Genomic DNA, 18,260 nt, shown 5'->3' with positions numbered 1-18,260 from the left:
TTATACAAAGGGAACATTTATGACCGAGCTCAAGCTTAACCCTTATTTCGGCGAATACGGTGGTATGTACGTACCACAAATTTTAGTACCAGCATTAAAGCAACTTGAAGCGGCTTTTATTGATGCACAACAAGATGAAAGTTTTCATGCTGAATTTAACGATTTATTAAAAAATTACGCGGGCCGCCCAACAGCATTAACCCTAACCCGTAACTTAAGTCCAAACCCGATGGTAAAAATTTACCTAAAACGTGAAGATTTACTCCACGGCGGTGCACATAAAACCAACCAGGTATTAGGCCAGGCTTTACTTGCTAAACGCATGGGTAAAAAAGAAATTATTGCCGAAACCGGTGCAGGGCAACACGGTGTTGCCACCGCCCTAGCCTGTGCACTTTTAGGCTTAAAATGTAAAGTGTATATGGGCGCAAAAGACGTTGAGCGTCAGTCACCAAACGTGTTCCGCATGAAGTTGATGGGCGCAGAAGTGATCCCAGTGACCTCGGGTTCATCCACCCTAAAAGATGCCTGTAACGAAGCCATGCGCGACTGGTCTGCAAGTTACGACAAAGCGCATTATTTATTAGGTACAGCCGCAGGGCCTCACCCTTTCCCAACAATTGTGCGTGAGTTCCAGCGTATGATTGGCGCTGAAACTAAAAAGCAAATACTTGAAAAAGAAGGCCGCTTGCCTGATGCCGTGATCGCTTGTGTGGGTGGTGGTTCAAACGCCATAGGCATGTTTGCCGACTTTATCGATGAGCCATCAGTTGAATTAATTGGCGTTGAACCTGCCGGTAAAGGTATCGACACCCCAATGCATGGCGCGCCGCTTAAACACGGTAAAACCGGTATTTTCTTTGGCATGAAGTCACCGCTAATGCAAGACAGCGCAGGGCAAATTGAAGAGTCATACTCAGTGTCAGCTGGGCTTGATTTCCCCTCTGTTGGCCCACAGCATGCACATTTAAATGCCATTGGCCGTGCTCGTTATGAGTCTGCAACCGATGATGAAGCATTAGACATGTTCCAAGAGCTAGCTCGAAGCGAAGGGATTATCCCCGCATTAGAGTCTGCCCATGCGCTAGCCTACGCCGTTAAGTTAGCCAAAGAAGCCACCAAAGAAACCATATTAGTGGTTAACTTATCAGGCCGTGGTGACAAAGACATTTTCACCGTATCAGACATATTTGCAGCCAAAAAAGAGCAACAGGAGAGCGGCAATGAGTAACCGTTATCAAACAACATTTGCAGCCCTTAAAGCACAACAAAAAGGTGCCTTTGTTCCCTTTGTGACCATTGGCGATCCAGGCCTAGAGCTGTCGTTAAAAATTATTCAAACCTTGGTAGATAACGGTGCAGACGCACTTGAATTAGGTTTTCCGTTTTCAGACCCGCTCGCAGACGGCCCGGTTATTCAAGGTGCCAATTTACGCGCATTAGCTGCAGGCACCACTCCCAGTGATTGCTTTGAGCTCATCACAAAAGTTCGTGCGCAACATCCTGATTTACCGATAGGATTATTACTGTACGCTAACCTAGTGTTTGCTAATGGTATTGATGCATTCTACGCCAAAGCCCAAGCAGCTGGTGTTGATTCTGTATTAATTGCCGATGTGCCGGTTGAAGAGTCAGCCCCTTTTAGTCAGGCAGCTAAAGCTCACGGTATTGCGCCGATTTTTATTGCACCGCCTAATGCCGATGCCGATACCTTAAAGTTAGTCAGTGAGCATGGCCAAGGTTATACTTACCTACTCTCGCGTGCTGGTGTTACGGGCACCGAATCAAAAGCGGGCCAACCGATTGAAAAAATATTAGCTCAACTTACTGAGTTTAATGCGCCACCACCATTACTGGGTTTTGGTATTGCAGAACCAGAGCAAGTGCGTGCAGCTATTAGCGCAGGCGCAGCTGGGGCAATTTCAGGGTCGGCAGTGGTTAAAATAATTGAAGCGCACCAACATGACGAAGCCACACTTTTGGCTAAGCTTGCAGCATTTACAACTGAGATGAAAGCTGCAACTTAAGATGTATTTTATCTCACTATAAAAAGGAGCAAATAGTTTGCTCCTTTTTTTATTTACTATATTCAACCATACTAATCTATAACATGGACATGGAGGTGAGCTGATGAATTGGTTGATAAAAATTTTAACGCTTTCTTTAGCATGTTTAATGTGCCGTGTTTATGCGCATGAGGTTAGCCCTCCCCCAATAACCACTATCAATTACAATGCTGCCATTGGTGGTATAAATCCCAAACAAGCTTACTTTATTTCCTTACTTAAGCTCGCCTTAGAAAACAGTCGCGATCAATATGGTGACTATCAATTAAATGCTGTCATGATTGAAATGAATCAAGGGCGTGCCCTTAAAATGGTTGCCGACAATAATATGATTGATGTTGTATGGACAATGACAAGCATAGAAAGAGAGCAGCAGCTACAAGCCATATATATCCCATTGCTCAAAGGGCTAATGAGTTATCGCATTGGGCTTATTCGCAAAAACGATCACGATAAATTTCAACAAATGGACTTGGCGCAAATCAAAAAAACCTTAATAGGCCAAGGTGCTGATTGGCCCGATGTCGACATACTGAACAGCAACGGTTTTAACGTTGTTAGGGGCAACGATCAACATCTTATCGACATGTTGCTAAAAGGACGTTTTGACTATTACCCACGGTCAATACATGAACCATGGCGAGACTTAGCTCGCTATCCAGACCTTGTGTTAGAGAAAAAGTTTTTACTGAAATACCCAGCACCTATTTATTTTTTTGTTCGAAAAGACAACGCCCCTCTCGCGCAGCGTATTGAATATGGACTAAGAAAATCAATTGCAGATGGCAGTTTTGATCAGCTATTTTACCATCACCCAATCACCAAAAATATGATTGAGAAATCACAATTAGATAAACGAATAGAAATCACACTACACAACCCAAACTTATCAAAAAAAACCGCTGCACTACTCGACGAAAAGCCAATGTGGCTAACCCTAGAACCTAAACACATTCCAAGCAGCTAATACGGTTCATAAACCTACTAAGCTCATGTACAATCACCCCTTAATTGTATCGTTGGATAAACCACAACTGTGGTTTTTTAAACCCATTCTGTCTGAGATATTTATGAAGCAACTGTTAGATTTTTTACCCTTAGTGATCTTTTTTGCTGTTTACAAATTTTATGATATTTACACCGCAACCGGTGTGTTAATCGTGGCAACCGCCATTCAATTAGTTGTCACTTACCTATTGTATAAACACATAGAAAAAATGCACTTAGCAACATTTGCAATGGTCACAGTGTTTGGTTCACTCACCCTGTTTTTTCATGATGACGCCTTTATTAAATGGAAAGTCACCATTGTTTATGCATTGTTTGCAATAGGGTTAATTGTGTCACAAGTCATGGGAAAACCTGCGCTTAAAAGCATGTTAGGCAAAGAAATGAAAGTCGACGACAAAATTTGGACCCAGGTCACATGGTATTGGGTCAGTTTTTTTATATTATGTGGACTCGCTAATATTTATATTGCTTTTAGTTTACCGCTTGAAACCTGGGTTAATTTCAAAGTGTTTGGCCTTACAGCCCTAACCCTAATCAACACTGTAATAACCGTTGTTTATCTTTATAAACATATGCAAGATGACCCAACTAAACCAGATGATGGTCAATGATCATCCATTCGAATTTCAAAAAGGAAGCCGTCAATATGTGGTACATGATTTCATCTCAAGACGTAGAAAATAGCCTAGAAAAACGTTTATCAGTGCGTGCAGAGCATTTAGCGCGTCTACAGGCATTAGCCGACGAAGGCCGCTTGCTAACTGCAGGACCACACCCAGCAATAGACAACGAAAATCCAGGTGAAGCAGGCTTTACCGGTTCATTAGTGGTGGCTGATTTCCCCTCTTTAGAAGCAGCGCAAGCATGGGCCGATGTTGACCCATATATTGGTGCAGGTGTTTATAAAAGCGTGATCGTTAAGCCATTTAAACGAGTATTGCCTTAATGAAGATTGTTTCTTTTAACATTAATGGTTTACGCGCACGCTTGCATCAATTGCAAGCGCTTATCGACAGCCACTCACCTGACATTATTGGCCTGCAAGAAACCAAGGTCCACGACGAAGCGTTTCCTGTCGCCGACGTTGAAGCAATGGGTTACAAAGTACATTACCATGGTGGCAAAGCCCACTATGGCGTTGCCATGTTGTCAAAAGCAGAGCCGATTAGCATTATTAAAGGGTTTGATACCGACGATGAAGAGGCCCAGCGCCGCTTAATCATTGGTCAGTTCAAGCAAGATAATGGCCGTATATTAACCGTATTCAATGGTTATTTCCCACAAGGCGAAAATATTAACCATGAAACAAAATACCCTGCTAAACGTAAGTTTTATCAAGATTTGATGCTGCATCTTGAAAAGCACCATCAAGCAGACGAAGACATCGCAATTATTGGTGATATTAATATTTCACCCACCGATTTAGACATCGGCATAGGCGATGTCAATGCAAAACGTTGGTTAAAAACCGGCAAATGCAGTTTTCAGCCAGAAGAGCGTGAATGGTTAGCGCGCCTGCAACAATGGGGCTTTATTGACAGTTTTCGTCACTTGCACCCAAGTCGCACTGAGCGTTATTCGTGGTTTGATTATCGCAGTAAAGGCTTTGATGATAACCGAGGGCTTCGTATTGATGTCATTTTAGTGACCCAATCTTTGGTATCTCGCTTGCTTGAGTCTGATGTTGATTATGATTTACGCGGTATCGACAAACCGTCTGATCATGCGCCTATTTGGACCACGTTAAGTTAAGCCTTAGTTAACTCGTGAATGATGTATACAATGCTACGCCAATATCGGTGTAGCATTTTTTTTACCCTTTTTATCAAGTCTGCCCATTAACGGCACGCAAACTTAAAAAAAATATTACCTATCAGAATAAATAAGTGATCAGATATTGCGTAGAAACAATGATCACATTATTGCAACCAAGTTAAATTTTATATTGGCTTAATATTGATGCTAATCCTTTTGATGATTCATTAAGATCTTTTGCTAATACCGATGACTGTTTGGCAGAGTGGCTGATGGTTTCAGATTGTTGGCGTATGTGATTAATTTGAGATGAAATATCACCAGCAGACATACTTTGTTGCTCTGCTGAGGTAGCGATTTGGCTACTCATATCGAACACCGCGTTAATTGAGCCGGTCATATGGGTGATATCATCACCTACAGCCTTAATACTTGAGCTACCTTGCTGAGCCTGTTCAACAATCACATTGGTAATGCCAGTGAGATTTTTTGTGCCTTTTTGTAAGCCTTCAATCATTTTCTGGATCTCAACCGTCGCCTGTTGAGTACGTCCTGCAAGCGTTCTCACTTCATCTGCAACAACAGCAAAACCACGGCCTTGTTCGCCAGCCCTTGCAGCTTCAATCGCCGCATTTAATGCCAACAAGTTAGTCTGCTCAGAAATACTTTCAATGGTGGTCACCACTTCATTAATTTGAGTGGCTTCGCGAGACAATTGCTCAACTGACGCAAATGACTCAGCAATGCGTTCTGTTAAAAAATTAACTCGCTGAACTGCATCATTAATCTTATTCTGACTCAGTGCCATCTGCTTGGCATTTTGTTGGGTATTTGATGATGTTTCACCGGCATGATGTGATACATCGGCAATGGCAGAGGTCATTTGCTCCATCGCATGAGACACGGCATCTAAAAAATGATGTTGTTGATCAATAAGATCTTTATTGGTGTTGGCCTGGCTAGTAAATTCATTGGCTGCGGTTGCCAGCGTTTGCGCATTATTTCGTATGGCCTTGACCATTTCACTCATATTGTCAGCACAACGGTCTATGTCTCTGGCAATTAAACTAAAATCATCAGTACCAAAAAAATTAAGCCTAAAGCTTAAATCACCATCGGCTAAGCGTTTAATGGCCATGTACATTTCCCAAAGACCACCACCTAACGAGGTTGAGATCCAGTAACTGAGTTGAAACAGGGGTAATAAACCGACCAAGGCAATAATCAGCATAAATTGCGCGTCACTTAGCTGCGCTTGTTCCCACTCAACAACATGTTGGCTTTGAGTTAAATATTGATTACCCACACTTGCCGATGCACTCACTGTGTCACCATTGCGGCCAGAATTATCTCGAGTAGACAGTTGTAGCTGATTATCTGTAGCAAACTGTTGCAACTGCGTGCCCAATAAATTTTGATTATTGGCAACCGCAGCATAACTTTGCACGCTGGCATTAACTCTTTGTTGAGATGCCTCAGTGATTAGCCTTGTCGCGTGTTGATAATTAAGTAACGCAATCACACAAGTAATGGCTGCAACCATTGAACACACAATCCAAAATTTACCGTTCAGGCTGAACTTAATCATGATTGCGTCAATTTTTCTAAACTGGATTTGTTTCATCGTTACGCTTCCTAAGGCAATGACCGCAAGCTAAACCATAGCTGAATATAACATTAATGAGAAAAGGCTAGAGTAAAATGCCTAGGGTTTAGAATTGCTTCTAGAATTGCACCTAGGCATTTTGCTTAATTATTATCGACTTAGACTGATAAAACTTAAGTGTTCATGCTCACATATCTCACAATTCACACTACACTGATAACACCTTATTTAACGGTAAATCACGGTAGCGTTGGCCGGTAGCAGCAAAAATAGCATTGGTTAAACTTGGTGCCACTGGTGGTACGCCAGGCTCACCAACACCGGCAGGTTTTGCTGAAGATGCCACAATGTGAGTTTCAATATCTGGACATTGAGGTAATCGCAGCAGCGGATAATCATGAAAATTAGACTGCACCACTTTGCCATTTTTAAAGCTAATGTCGCCCATCATTGCAAGGCTTAGTCCAAAAATCACCGCGCCTTCTAACTGCGAATGAACGCGATCAGGATTCACGACAGTACCGGCATCCATTACCGCAATAGATTTAATCACCTTAAGTTGGTTATCAACTACCTCAACCAAAGTCGCAACAGCAACGTAACTGACAAAGCTGCGATGTATCGCCATTCCCCAACCTTGGTTTTTAGCCGCTTTAGGTGCCTTAGCGAGTACTGTTTCAAGCGTATCTAACACCTTAAGAAAGCGCCCAACATCAACAGGATGATCGGCTAACTCTTCGCCGTAATTACCGTATTTAAAACCGTTGTTTTCAAAGTTTTCAATGCGGGCTTTACCCAATAATTGCCGCCACATATCGATACAGGGTTTATTGGCATTAACAGCCAGTTCATCCACAAAACTGCCTATACCAAACGCATGCTGAATATTGCACACAGAGCGCATCCAACCAATACGGGTATGGGCAGTGGCTTTAACCGCTTCAAGTTGAATGTGTTCAAGGGCTAGCGGCACATCACTAAAACCTAAATCGAGCTCACCATCTGACGGATATTCAACCCCTTCAGCAAAGGTCGAACTGATCGCCGGAAACCCAGTACGCGCAAGCAAAGCTGTCGGTAACTTATTATCATCAACTTTAGCCTGATACAGTTGCGCGCTAATCGCATGGTAATAACCATTTTGGATCTCATCCTCACGGCTCCAACACACTTTAACCGGCTTATTTAGTTTTTGTGATAGCACTGCGGCCTCAACACTAAAGTCGGGCTTTGATTTACGACCAAAACCGCCGCCTAACAAGGTAACATTCACCTTTACCTGTTCTTCTGTAAGGCCTAGTGCACCCGCTACATTTTGTTGAGTGCTTTGTGGTGTTTGTGTCGATGCCCATAATTCACACCCATCGGCCGTCACACTTGCAGTGGCAACGGGCGGCTCCATCATGGCATGGGTTAAATAAGGTACGGTGTACACCGCATTCACCGTGTTATCTGCAGGCCAATCTGTCACCGACGCGCCAAATTGGCGAATCACCTTACCAGGCTGTTTAACCCGCTCAACCAACGCTTTTAAATAAACATCAGAATCATGGCTGTCATTGATTGATTCAGACCAGGTGATCGCTAAGGCTTTGCGCGCTTCAATTGCACTCCAGCTATTCGTGGCAATAACCGCAACCCCACCAAGGGGCTGAAATAACGGCGCACCTTTTGGCACAGGCAAGGTAATAATATCCACCACACCCGCAATACTGCGCGCTTTTGTGTCATCCAGTTTGACTACATCACCGCCAAGTACTGGCGGACGGGTAATGCTGGCGTATAACATGCCATCGAGCTTGATATCGTAACCATACTTGGCTTTACCTGTGAGCATGGCGTCCATATCGACAATCGTGTGCGACTTACCAATATGAATAAACTCGCTTTCTGGTTTAAGCGTCACCTTATCTAACGCAGGCATAGTAAGTTTAGATGCTGCAACGGCCAGCGCGCCATAGGATAAAGACTTTTTACTTCCTTTGTAGTGCACTTTATGCGCCTTGGCATACACCTCACTTACAGGCACATTCCATTGCACTGCTGCGGCTTGTTCTAGCATGGTACGAGCCGTTGCGCCCATTTGACGCATACGTAAGTAATGCTTACGAATACTGCGGCTGCCATCGGTGTTTTGGCTGCCATAACGTTTATCGGCTAAACCTTGCACCACAACCACTTTGTCCCAATCGGCTTCAAGCTCATCCGCTAATACTTGTGGGATCCCGGTACGAATGCCTTGCCCCATTTCAGAGCGATGACAGGTTAAATACACCTTGTTGTCTTCACCAATGGCGACAAATAAATTCATTAAGGCTTGTTTGTCTTGTGCCAGCGCCATAGGGCTCCAGGCTAAACTGGTCCCACCTAAGGCAAGGCCACCACCAACGGCGCCAAAGAGCTTAAGCACGTTACGACGACTGATATTTTCAACTGCGGTAAATGTTGTCATGATTAGGCCTCCGACGCAGATTTAATGGCCGCTTTTATACGCGGATACGTTCCACAACGGCAAATATTGCCCGACATGGCATCATCAATTTGCGCATCTGTAGGTTTTGCAGTGGTTTTTAACAGCGCCGCAGCAGACATTAACTGCCCCGCCTGGCAATAACCACACTGAGGCACATTATGTGTAAGCCATGCCTGTTTAAGCTTTTGTGCTTCAAGACCTTCAATCGTAGTAACTTGCTTGCCCTGCACTTGCTTAAGGCTAGTTAAACAGCCGCGCATTGGGCTGCCATCTACATGGATAGTACAGGCGCCACACAGACCCGCACCGCAACCAAACTTGGTACCGGTAAAACCTAATATATCTCGTAAAGCCCATAACACCGGCATATTGGGGTCTGCGTCTAAGGTAAAGTCTTTTCCATTAACCATTAACTTTTGGGTAGGGGTTGTCATAATCACTCCTTAATTAGGGCATTCGCTTACATCTGGCTTATTGCATTGACTTAACCAACGCGTTAAATCGGCTGGGGTATCGATATCACATGCGGCATTATCGATAGATAAAATAGTTAAATGTTGATTTTTTGCATGTTGTTTCAACACGCGTTTAGCGCCTTTGTCGCCTTCTATGGCCATTAATGCATTAAAATCTTGCGCTAAAAAAATAGCAGGTACACCCACATCTTGTTGGTAAAAACTGCAACAGGTTTGCTTATTTTGTAAAAAAGCATTAATTAAGCGTAAATACTCATTTGCTGTAATCGCAACTTGATCGGCCAATACCAGTAATAATGCATCTGATTTAGCCTCAATCGCATAATTCACGGCCAACTTAACAGAGCTAGATAACCCCGTTTGCCATTGCCGATTAATAATACGCACCGCGCCCTGTGTCATCGTCATAATGTCATCGTTAATGTGCGCGCCTAACACCACTGCCGCTGGGGCGATGTTTGCTGCTTGAGTAACCTGTTTAAGCGTTTCAACACTGTGGGCCAATAGGCTTTTTTCACCTAGAACTTTAGCCATCATTTTACAGCCATTAAACCGGCTACTGGCACCTGCCGCCAAAATCACCGTAGCGATCTTGTTAGTGTATTGCTCAGTCATAATAGCTCAATCTCGGTAAGCATCATCGTTATACCATCACGCTATCAAGTCGAGTTAATTTAGCCTGATACAGCACACCATGGCACTGAGATAACATACTTAACGCAACCGAACCGGGTAACTCCCCGCCTAATGCAAGCCCTGCAGGCGCGGCAAAGTAACCGCTAAAATCAGCAAGGCTTAACGTTGCAATCCCAAATACTTTGTCTCGGCGATGCGCAGGTCCTAATAATGCGATATACGCTAATGCCAATGGCTTTAGTGCATTTAGGGTTTTAGCATCAAGTTGTAAGTTATGGTTCATAACAAAAGCGGCATCTAAACTGGTTAGGATATCCTGAGAAATGTTGGTAATTGGGTGCTTAATTATTTGGCAACCAGGAAAATCATAAGTGCGGGCATAAGCGGTTCGTTCATCAAAAACCGTCACCTTCCACCCCATTGTTTGGGCCATTTGCGCAAGGGGTTGAGCGTCTAATCCACCACCAAAAATACCAATATGCACCGGTGGCCTAAGCGGAATATTTAATACTGTATTGTGTTGCTGAATGACTTTTTCTGTTTTGCGGTTTAAGTTGATCTTGGCTGAAGGCCAACTATGTTGCTCTATATATTGCCCAGTAATGGCATGGCTTGGAGCGCCGTCGTCAGCAAGACTGAGCTGATAAACACCGCTATCACCGCGCATTAACGCGTCATGAACCTTAAGCAAACCAAGGTAATTATTCGTTTTATTGAGCAACACCATCATAATATTCACAATACCACCACAGCCAAGCTGATAGCTGGTATCAGACTCGTCAGTCGCATCATAGGTTAATTGCAATATTTGCTGGGTTTGGATTGCACGCTGAGCGTGACGACGAAGATCGGCTTCAAGGCAGCCACCACTAAGCATACCCAGGCTTTTCCCCATGGGATGGAACAACATGATCGCGCCAGGTTTGCGGTATGAAGATCCTTGCACCTGTGTTAACACCGCAAGCACCCAGTCCTCTTGATAAGTCGGTAACCAGGCATCGAGTAAATCTACAAGGTGTTGCACCATGAAAACAGTCCATCATAATAAACGCAGTCTCTTAAGCTAACAGACTGTCTTTACAATGCAAAGATTCAATGGTTTCAATTTATGTTTTATACCATTTCCATTAATTATGTGACCAATCAGAGTCGCTCAGACTGTTCAGTTTGAGGCGCATTGTTGAAATAATGGTTATTCCCTTCTAAGGCAATGCAACAAAGAAATGGACTGTCATTTAGCCAAACAGTTGGTCGGCCACAAACGGATTATGTTGACGCTCATCAGCAAAGGTCGACATAGGCCCATGGCCAGGAATAAAGCTGACATTATGACCCAATGGCCACAATTTAGTGGTAATAGAATGTAATAAGTCCTGGTGATTGGACTGCGGAAAGTCAGTGCGGCCAATTGAGCCTCTAAACAACACATCCCCCACCCAGGCTAACGCGCTCGGAGCATGAAAAAACACTATATGGCCAGGGGTGTGGCCAGGGCAATGCAGCACGCTTATCTTTTGCTCACCAACACTGACTTCATCGCCATCATTTAAATATTTCGAAGGCTCAAAAGCCTCAGCACGAGGAAAGCCAAAGTTTTGGCTTTGTTTCATTAAGTTGTCTAACCAAAACTTATCGGCCTCATGTGGGCCAATAATCGGCACAGACAACTTATTCGCTAAGGTTGCCGCACCGCCCACATGATCGATATGCCCATGTGTCAGTAAAATTTTTTCAACGCTCAACCCAAGCTTGCTCACTTCTGCCATGATGCGATCAATATCACCACCGGGATCAACCACAGCAGCCTTTAACGTCTTTTCACACCAAATAACACTGCAGTTTTGCTGAAAAGGTGTGACGGGGATAATTTGATACTTCATCGGCAACCTCGGGCTTATGCTCATATGTTTATTATGCGTTAATTTTACTTAAGCAGAGTTGATCTAGATACATATTTTATATGATAGGCATCACGCTTTGTATTGATGATGTACACTATAGCTAATCAACTTGTATATTGGGAACAAACATAGACCATGGTGTATCCCAATATAAAACCAATGACTTAGTAGGACATGTATGCAAATTGATAGCACTCTAGCAGACATCAAAACCCGTAAACATTTTTTCTCGGTGCCACTTGATTATCAACACAGTCCGAGTAAACACATTCAGGTTTTTGTCCGTGAACTTGTAAGCGTTGAAAATCAACATAAGCAACTACCCTATTTAGTGTTTTTTCAAGGTGGCCCAGGTTTTGGCGCTGTTAGACCGCTGAGCAATACTGGCTGGATAAAACGCGCTTTAACAGAATATCGCGTTTTACTGCTCGACCAGCGTGGCACAGGCTTATCAACCCCAATAAATGGCACCAGCTTAAGTTATATGAGTGCAACCGATCAGGCTGACTACTTAAGTTTTTTCCGAGCCGACAATATCATTCGCGATGCAGAATACATTCGCACTAAATTATCACCTGGTGAGCCATGGAGCATTTTAGGCCAAAGCTTTGGTGGGTTTTGTGCGTTGCATTATTTATCTGCCGCGCCAGAAGGCTTAAAAGAAGCTTACATTACTGGTGGTATTCCATCATTAACCCGCACTGCAGATGAAGTCTATCAAGCCACCTATCAGCGTGTTATCGCTAAAAATAACGACTTTTTTGCGCGTTTTAGTGATGCCAGAGTATTAGTCGACAACCTAGCTAAACACTTATTCGAAAACAAAGTCTACCTTGCTACTGGTGAACTATTAACCGTTGAAATGTTACAGTTATTAGGTATTAATCTCGGCATGGAGCAAGGGCCAGAGGCCGTTTATTATTTGTTAGAACAAGCGTTAATTGATACGCCCCATGGTGTTGATGTAAACCCATTGTTTTTGCATCAATTTAGCCAATTTCTCGACTACAACACTAACCCCATTTTTGCGCTATTGCACGAGTCAATATATTGCCAACAACACGCCTCGGCATGGGCTGCACACAGGGTTAGAGATCAGTACCCGCAATTTAACTATCGCCCGGGTAAACCTGTGTTATTTACAGGCGAAATGATCTACCCGTGGATGTTCTCGCAATTTGAGCAACTTGAGCCATTACAACAAGCGGCCAATTTACTTGCCGCTAAAAAAGACTGGCCTGCGTTGTACGATATTGAAAAACTCGCAAACAACAAGGTGCCTGTGGCTGCAGCAATTTACAGCGAAGACATGTTTGTAGAGATGCAGTACAGCCTAGAAACTGCTAAACAAGTGGGTAATCTTAAATATTGGCTCACATCAGAGTACGAACATAATGGTATTCGCATGGCCGGCGAGCATATTTTAGACAAGCTTATTAGCCTTAATCGCGGCCATTGTTTACGTTAAAGAATGACATTGTGAGATGTAAAAAGGGGCATAAGACTCAATCTTATGCCCCTTTTTATGGGGATTTTACCGTTTTACAATTACACTACTTGTAACACTTGCTCAGTTTTTAAACGTGACTTAGGTAACTTAGCGTTATAGTCTTCATCTGAATGGTGATAACCAAATGCTAATGCAACGTCACACACATAACCGTCTAATTCTTTTGCAAAAATCTGTCCTAGCATTTCGCTGTCAACACCTTCCATCGGCGTAGAATCAATGCCTAAACGTGCTAAGGTGTGCATGGTGTTACCCAGTGCTAAATAAGTTTGTGATTTAGTCCAGGCTGCGTTGTTACCTGCTTCATCTGTGTTTAAATCCACAAATGCAAACGCACCAAATGCACCTTCACGCTCTTCTGGCTTAGTACGGCCATCGGTAATACCTTGGTCAATCACTTTGGCATAATCTTCACGAGTATACTTAGGGTTGTAAGCAAACAAAATAGTGTGAGATGCCGCTTTAGCATGTGGTTGATTAAACTGGAACTTATTTGCAAACGAGTCATGAAGACGTTGTTTTGCTTCATCACTTTCAATCACGATAAATTTCCATGGTTGAGAGTTAATTGATGATGGTGACAACACCATTGCTTCATAAATAACAGCTAAATCTTCAGCAGATACGCGCTTAGTCGCATCGTAACGTTTTGCTGTGTAACGTTTTTCTAAATCAGAAATAATAGCGTGAGTCATGTGATGCTCCGTAATAAATAAAATATGACTGGTTAAATCAATCAAATAGTTAACAAAAATTCTAAGTACTTTGCCCTGGTGCTAATATTGTGCTGACAAAGCATTATTCAAGGGCATTAGCGCCATTTAATCGAACAGCCCATACTGGCTGTTTGTTGTTTAGGCCCTTTACCCGTTGCGGCAATTAATTGCATCGCATTGACCAGCTCAGGAACACGATTGGGATCATCTTGTAATCGTGCATCGTCTAAACGACCGCGATATTGCAATTCACCTTGTGCATTAAAGCCAAAAAAGTCTGGGGTACACACTGCACCATACTGCTTACCAACATGTTGGTTTTCATCGACTAAATACGGGAATGTAAAACCGTGTTGCTCGGCAAAACGCAGCATATTGGCTGGCGAGTCTGCATCAAATGCCTGGTAGTCATTTGACATCACTGCAAGTACATTGATGCCTTCTGCCATCAATAGCTTGGTATCTTCAGCCAAACGCGCTGCAATGGCTTTAACATACGGGCAGTGATTACAAATAAACATAATCAACAAGCCTTTTTCCCCTAAGTGTTCGCTCATGGTAAACACATCACCATTAGGATTTTTTAACGTAAAATCGGGTGCTTTCCAGCCAAAATCACAAATGGGCGTATCAAGAAGCATAACAGTCAACCTTTTAAGCTAAATACGAGGGTTAATCTCTAAGTCGCCATCATACGCTTATAATTAATCACCATATACAGGGTAAAAATTGAAACATTTTCAATTTTTTTTTAATAATGAGAAAACCACGTTGAGAAAACAAAAACAGCCCACTTTTGTTAACTCATAGTCGACTGATAGCCGACTGATAGCCGACTCATCGCTGGCAGATCGTAAACTGATAGTTGATTGATAGTTGATTGATAGTTGATTGATAGTTGATTGCTAGCTGACTGTTTAATCGCTTTGTAAGCCGTACTGGTTAATTGATACTCGGGCCGCTCACCAAAGCACGATAACCCTGGTGGTTTTCAATGAAAAACCAAGTTAAGAAAACAAAAACAGCCAACTTTTGTTAACTGATAGTCGACTCATCGCAGGCAGATCGTAAACTGATAGTTGATTTATAGTCGATTGATAGTCGACTGCTAGCTGACTGTTTAATCGCTATGTAAGTCGTACTGGTTAATCGATACTCGGGCCGCTCACCAAAGCACGATAACCCTGGTGGTTTTCATCTGGTACAAACTCAATAAAATGCTTAATACTATCAAGGCTATCCTGTTGATAATGTGACACATAAAGCAACTGACTCAAATGCTCTTTTGCTATCAATTCGAGGGAGTTTTTAATCAACCTTCTGCCTAAATAATCTAAGCCTTGGTAGGGTTCATCGAGGATCAATAAGGTAGGTTGCTTTACAATCGCTCTGGCGATTAGCAATAAACGTTGCTGGCCATATTCTAATTGTTTAAATGCTGTTTTGCTTAAATGGCCCATGTGCAAAATTGCTAGCCACTCGGAGGCAATCGCCACTTGTTGCTGTGTCGGTTTTTGATATAAGCCTATTGAGTCATAAAACCCCGACACAATCACATCTAGCGCACTGCAATTGACACGATATTGCATATGTAAAGCCGACGACACCATGCCTATATGCTGTTTTATTTCCCAAATGCTCTCACCAGAGCCTCTTTTTTTACCAAAAATATCAATGTCGTTACTGTAGCACTGTGGATGATCACCAAAAATAAGCCCAAGCAAAGTGCTCTTACCACAGCCGTTAGGGCCTTTAACTTGCCAATGAACGCCATTATCAATACGCCAATTCACCCCAGAAAAAATCACTTTATCTGAGTAAGCCACTCGGCCATCATGCAGTTCAAATACTGGGGCGGCAAACTTGGCACTGTGACGATGACGGCGGATAAGTGCCAATAAGGCTTCACTTTGTTGCCCAGACTGTGCGGTTAATTGGCTAATAACCGGATGGTTATCCCACTGTGCCTTGGTCATCACGCTGTCTAACTTTCCATGGCTAAACAACGCAACATGCTCAATCCAGTCGGGCATATCCTCTTCACGCGACACCACCACCAAGATTTGCATGGTTTGCGATAAGTGTTGTAAATAGGTCGTTAACGTCTTGCGATGCTCTACATCAAGCCCTGCGTATGGCTCATCTAATACCAAAAACGGTACTTGTGCTGCCACTGCTCGCGCCAGCATCACTCGGCGCCCCTCACCTGTTGATAAGTGAGTAAAATGGCTTTGACTCAAATGGGTTAAATCGAGTTGCTGCAATAATTGATGGGTTAATGCATTGTCATGACATTGAGCATAAATCACCCCAAATACTGTGGTTTTAGGATCGCAGTAGCCAAGTGTTTCACTGTCATCAAACGCTAAAATATCCTCGAGTAATGACTGCTGCTCCAGTAGCGATACGACAGCCACCTTTGAAGGATCGCCTCCTTCAAATTTGCCACTATAATCGATACTTTTTTCATGAGGCTGTTGGGTTAATAATTGGCCTAATGTGGCGCCCACATCACCCTCTGTGCTAAATATCCCCCACGATTGCTGCGACGCAATGAGCCATTCGTCAATGACTAAACTAACACTCGATGAACTGCATTTCAGTTGGGTAAACCTTATTTCCATCTACTGTTTATCCTCTTCGCACTTAACATAGTTTGATTGACATGCTCCCCGCCATGAATGACGGGGATTCCTGAATACAGGCGATAATAAATTACTTTATCATCGACTTTCTGCTGCTGATCGCTAATGCAATTCACTTCACAGACGCTACGGCTCTGCCCGAACCTGATTAATTACTTATGCCGCTTGCTCTAATTCGCGTAAATAGCGATTTAGGACCACTTTAGCAGCGTTTTTATCCGCATTATCTGAATGACCGCATGACAGACAGATAAATTCTGCCTGAGTTTTTCGGTTATTCTTTTCTGTATGACCACAGCAAGCACATTCACGGCTAGTATTTCTAGGATTTACTTCACCGTAAATCCCGCCTTTCCATCGCATTTTATATTCAAGTTGGCGACGTAATTCATGCCAGCCTTGATCTAAAATGGATTTATTAAGCCCTGATTTAGCCGCGACATTCTTGCCGTGATTTTCGCTGTCACCTTTCGCTGATTTACTCATATTCGCAACTTTTAAAGCTTCACAGATAATCATTGCGTGGTTCTTGCAGATTTCAGATGTCGCTTTATGTTGGTAGTCGTTGCGAATATTGGTAATGCGTTGATGCAGCCTGCTTACTTTGAGTTTTTGTTTCTTCCAGTTCTCGGAGCCTAAAGTCTTTCTCGATAACTTACGCTGTTCGATAGCTAACTTATCTTGATAGGACTTAAAAGAATGGACGCCATCAAAAACACCCTCGTTACCACAACAATCAGTGGATAAGGTCATGTTTTTGGCGATACCCATATCAATGCCTGTCATTTCACCGGGTACGTGCGTTGATAGCTCAATCTCAACCAAGCACATGATAGAAATATGCCACTCACCAACTGCATTTAGCGATACGGTAGCATTACGCAATTCACCAATTACAGGTTGGCTATTGTGATAACGAACCAGGCCTAAGCCGTTAGGTAATTTGATATGTTTATTTTGGATATTGATTTGCTTTTTGGGCGCTGGGAACCGCATTGTTGAATGGTGCGATAGTTTGCGCGTGCGAAACACTGGAAATCCTCGCTTACCTTTTGACCATTCATCCAGTGCTTTTACAAAATCACGCTGACGTTGCTGTAAACAATCCGTAAACGCATCATCCAACCATGCCCGATGATTAAGTTTTTTCCATGATGTTAGTTGTTTGTTTAGAAAAGCAGAATTAGGAAAAGATTTTTTAAGCAACTTGCGATCTTGATAAGATAAATCATTTAGGTGCTCATAAATTGCTTTTTTGTCCGTGATTGCCACTGATTTTTTAATAATGTTAAGCACATAATCAAGGCTATCATTGAAAACCACACGGCCGCATCCCGCCATTTGAGCCAGTTTTTTAGCTTGCTCTGACGTTGGTTCTAATTTGAATCTGTAGGCTTTTTCAATTTCCACTTAATTTCAACCTTAGTTTGGCGTTCTAATTGGAGCACCGTTGAATGCTGATCTT

At 43.0% G+C, this 18,260-nt stretch carries 17 protein-coding genes; 7 read left to right on the top strand and 10 right to left on the bottom strand.

All coding sequences use genetic code 11. The features are described 5' to 3' along the window. Positions 1-19 precede the first annotated feature (19 nt). The 6 genes from trpB (at position 20) to xthA (ending at position 4,829) form a co-directional block, all read left to right on the top strand. On the top strand, positions 20-1,231 hold the full coding sequence (gene trpB, locus K8B83_RS10390) for a tryptophan synthase subunit beta (protein ID WP_188737415.1): 1,212 nt from the start codon (positions 20-22) through the stop codon (positions 1,229-1,231). Continuing rightward, positions 1,224-2,027 carry a tryptophan synthase subunit alpha gene (trpA, locus tag K8B83_RS10385; protein ID WP_188737414.1) on the top strand — a complete coding sequence of 268 codons (804 nt, stop codon included), beginning with the start codon at positions 1,224-1,226 and terminating at the stop codon, positions 2,025-2,027. Before trpB ends, trpA begins: the two co-directional genes overlap by 8 nt. Before the next feature lie 103 nt (positions 2,028-2,130). Beyond that, positions 2,131-3,033, top strand: coding sequence for a substrate-binding periplasmic protein (locus K8B83_RS10380; protein WP_223419944.1), 903 nt, complete (start codon positions 2,131-2,133; stop codon positions 3,031-3,033). Positions 3,034-3,136: 103 nt separating this feature from the next. Further along, complete coding sequence (locus tag K8B83_RS10375; RefSeq protein ID WP_223419942.1) at positions 3,137-3,688, top strand: septation protein A; 552 nt, start codon at positions 3,137-3,139, stop codon at positions 3,686-3,688. A 35-nt stretch (positions 3,689-3,723) separates the two neighbouring features. Next, the gene (locus K8B83_RS10370; RefSeq protein ID WP_188737410.1) at positions 3,724-4,023 is read left to right on the top strand and encodes a YciI family protein; all 300 of its coding nucleotides are present in this window, start codon (positions 3,724-3,726) and stop codon (positions 4,021-4,023) included. Continuing rightward, a complete protein-coding gene (xthA, locus tag K8B83_RS10365) occupies positions 4,023-4,829 on the top strand; it encodes an exodeoxyribonuclease III (protein WP_188737408.1) in 807 nt (268 codons plus the stop codon). Before K8B83_RS10370 ends, xthA begins: the two co-directional genes overlap by 1 nt. Positions 4,830-5,010: 181 nt before the next feature. Here xthA and K8B83_RS10360 read toward each other — a convergent pair whose 3' ends face one another. The 6 genes from K8B83_RS10360 to K8B83_RS10335 form a co-directional block, all read right to left on the bottom strand. Next, positions 5,011-6,456 (bottom strand): methyl-accepting chemotaxis protein, encoded by a 1,446-nt coding sequence (locus tag K8B83_RS10360; RefSeq protein WP_188737406.1) that lies wholly within the window; start codon positions 6,454-6,456, stop codon positions 5,011-5,013. Between the two features lie 190 nt (positions 6,457-6,646). After that, positions 6,647-8,890, bottom strand: coding sequence for a xanthine dehydrogenase family protein molybdopterin-binding subunit (locus K8B83_RS10355; protein WP_223419940.1), 2,244 nt, complete (start codon positions 8,888-8,890; stop codon positions 6,647-6,649). 2 nt (positions 8,891-8,892) lie between these two features. Further along, entirely contained in the window at positions 8,893-9,345 is a 453-nt protein-coding gene (locus K8B83_RS10350; RefSeq protein WP_188737402.1) for a (2Fe-2S)-binding protein, read from the bottom strand. Positions 9,346-9,354: 9 nt separating this feature from the next. Beyond that, the gene (locus K8B83_RS10345; protein WP_188737400.1) at positions 9,355-10,002 is read right to left on the bottom strand and encodes a nucleotidyltransferase family protein; all 648 of its coding nucleotides are present in this window, start codon (positions 10,000-10,002) and stop codon (positions 9,355-9,357) included. A gap of 28 nt (positions 10,003-10,030) precedes the next feature. Then, entirely contained in the window at positions 10,031-11,050 is a 1,020-nt protein-coding gene (locus tag K8B83_RS10340; protein ID WP_188737398.1) for an XdhC family protein, read from the bottom strand. Positions 11,051-11,258: 208 nt separating this feature from the next. Next, entirely contained in the window at positions 11,259-11,903 is a 645-nt protein-coding gene (locus K8B83_RS10335) for an MBL fold metallo-hydrolase (protein WP_188737396.1), read from the bottom strand. A 199-nt stretch (positions 11,904-12,102) separates the two neighbouring features. Between K8B83_RS10335 and K8B83_RS10330 the strand changes: the two genes are divergently transcribed. After that, complete coding sequence (locus K8B83_RS10330; RefSeq protein WP_188737394.1) at positions 12,103-13,392, top strand: alpha/beta fold hydrolase; 1,290 nt, start codon at positions 12,103-12,105, stop codon at positions 13,390-13,392. 80 nt (positions 13,393-13,472) lie between these two features. Here K8B83_RS10330 and K8B83_RS10325 read toward each other — a convergent pair whose 3' ends face one another. The 4 genes from K8B83_RS10325 to K8B83_RS10310 form a co-directional block, all read right to left on the bottom strand. Then, a complete protein-coding gene (locus K8B83_RS10325; protein WP_188737392.1) occupies positions 13,473-14,129 on the bottom strand; it encodes a nitroreductase family protein in 657 nt (218 codons plus the stop codon). A 116-nt stretch (positions 14,130-14,245) separates the two neighbouring features. After that, on the bottom strand, positions 14,246-14,791 hold the full coding sequence (locus K8B83_RS10320; protein ID WP_188737390.1) for a thioredoxin family protein: 546 nt from the start codon (positions 14,789-14,791) through the stop codon (positions 14,246-14,248). A 504-nt stretch (positions 14,792-15,295) separates the two neighbouring features. Continuing rightward, positions 15,296-16,774: an ATP-binding cassette domain-containing protein gene (locus tag K8B83_RS10315; protein WP_188737388.1), complete on the bottom strand. Its 1,479-nt coding sequence runs from the start codon at positions 16,772-16,774 to the stop codon at positions 15,296-15,298. Positions 16,775-16,951: 177 nt separating this feature from the next. Then, complete coding sequence (locus K8B83_RS10310) at positions 16,952-18,205, bottom strand: RNA-guided endonuclease InsQ/TnpB family protein (RefSeq protein ID WP_223417375.1); 1,254 nt, start codon at positions 18,203-18,205, stop codon at positions 16,952-16,954. Between the last annotated feature and the right edge of the window lie 55 nt (positions 18,206-18,260).

Source organism: Shewanella inventionis (genome assembly GCF_019931735.1).
Lineage (GTDB): Bacteria > Pseudomonadota > Gammaproteobacteria > Enterobacterales > Shewanellaceae > Shewanella > Shewanella inventionis.
The sequence above is the reverse complement of the archived record's forward strand: the minus strand, read 5'-3'. Positions and strand labels throughout refer to the sequence as shown.

What these genes read in the sequence shown, in the direction of transcription:
- K8B83_RS10360 (WP_188737406.1), bottom strand. Translation starts at nt 6,456, where the DNA reads ATGAAACAAATCCAGTTTAGAAAAATTGACGCAATCATGATTAAGTTC.
- K8B83_RS10315 (WP_188737388.1), bottom strand. Translation starts at nt 16,774, where the DNA reads ATGGAAATAAGGTTTACCCAACTGAAATGCAGTTCATCGAGTGTTAGT.
- K8B83_RS10325 (WP_188737392.1), bottom strand. Translation starts at nt 14,129, where the DNA reads ATGACTCACGCTATTATTTCTGATTTAGAAAAACGTTACACAGCAAAA.
- K8B83_RS10370 (WP_188737410.1), top strand. Translation starts at nt 3,724, where the DNA reads ATGTGGTACATGATTTCATCTCAAGACGTAGAAAATAGCCTAGAAAAA.
- K8B83_RS10340 (WP_188737398.1), bottom strand. Translation starts at nt 11,050, where the DNA reads ATGGTGCAACACCTTGTAGATTTACTCGATGCCTGGTTACCGACTTAT.
- K8B83_RS10330 (WP_188737394.1), top strand. Translation starts at nt 12,103, where the DNA reads ATGCAAATTGATAGCACTCTAGCAGACATCAAAACCCGTAAACATTTT.
- K8B83_RS10375 (WP_223419942.1), top strand. Translation starts at nt 3,137, where the DNA reads ATGAAGCAACTGTTAGATTTTTTACCCTTAGTGATCTTTTTTGCTGTT.
- trpB (WP_188737415.1), top strand. Translation starts at nt 20, where the DNA reads ATGACCGAGCTCAAGCTTAACCCTTATTTCGGCGAATACGGTGGTATG.
- K8B83_RS10320 (WP_188737390.1), bottom strand. Translation starts at nt 14,791, where the DNA reads ATGCTTCTTGATACGCCCATTTGTGATTTTGGCTGGAAAGCACCCGAT.
- K8B83_RS10345 (WP_188737400.1), bottom strand. Translation starts at nt 10,002, where the DNA reads ATGACTGAGCAATACACTAACAAGATCGCTACGGTGATTTTGGCGGCA.
- K8B83_RS10355 (WP_223419940.1), bottom strand. Translation starts at nt 8,890, where the DNA reads ATGACAACATTTACCGCAGTTGAAAATATCAGTCGTCGTAACGTGCTT.
- K8B83_RS10380 (WP_223419944.1), top strand. Translation starts at nt 2,131, where the DNA reads ATGAATTGGTTGATAAAAATTTTAACGCTTTCTTTAGCATGTTTAATG.
- K8B83_RS10350 (WP_188737402.1), bottom strand. Translation starts at nt 9,345, where the DNA reads ATGACAACCCCTACCCAAAAGTTAATGGTTAATGGAAAAGACTTTACC.
- trpA (WP_188737414.1), top strand. Translation starts at nt 1,224, where the DNA reads ATGAGTAACCGTTATCAAACAACATTTGCAGCCCTTAAAGCACAACAA.
- xthA (WP_188737408.1), top strand. Translation starts at nt 4,023, where the DNA reads ATGAAGATTGTTTCTTTTAACATTAATGGTTTACGCGCACGCTTGCAT.
- K8B83_RS10335 (WP_188737396.1), bottom strand. Translation starts at nt 11,903, where the DNA reads ATGAAGTATCAAATTATCCCCGTCACACCTTTTCAGCAAAACTGCAGT.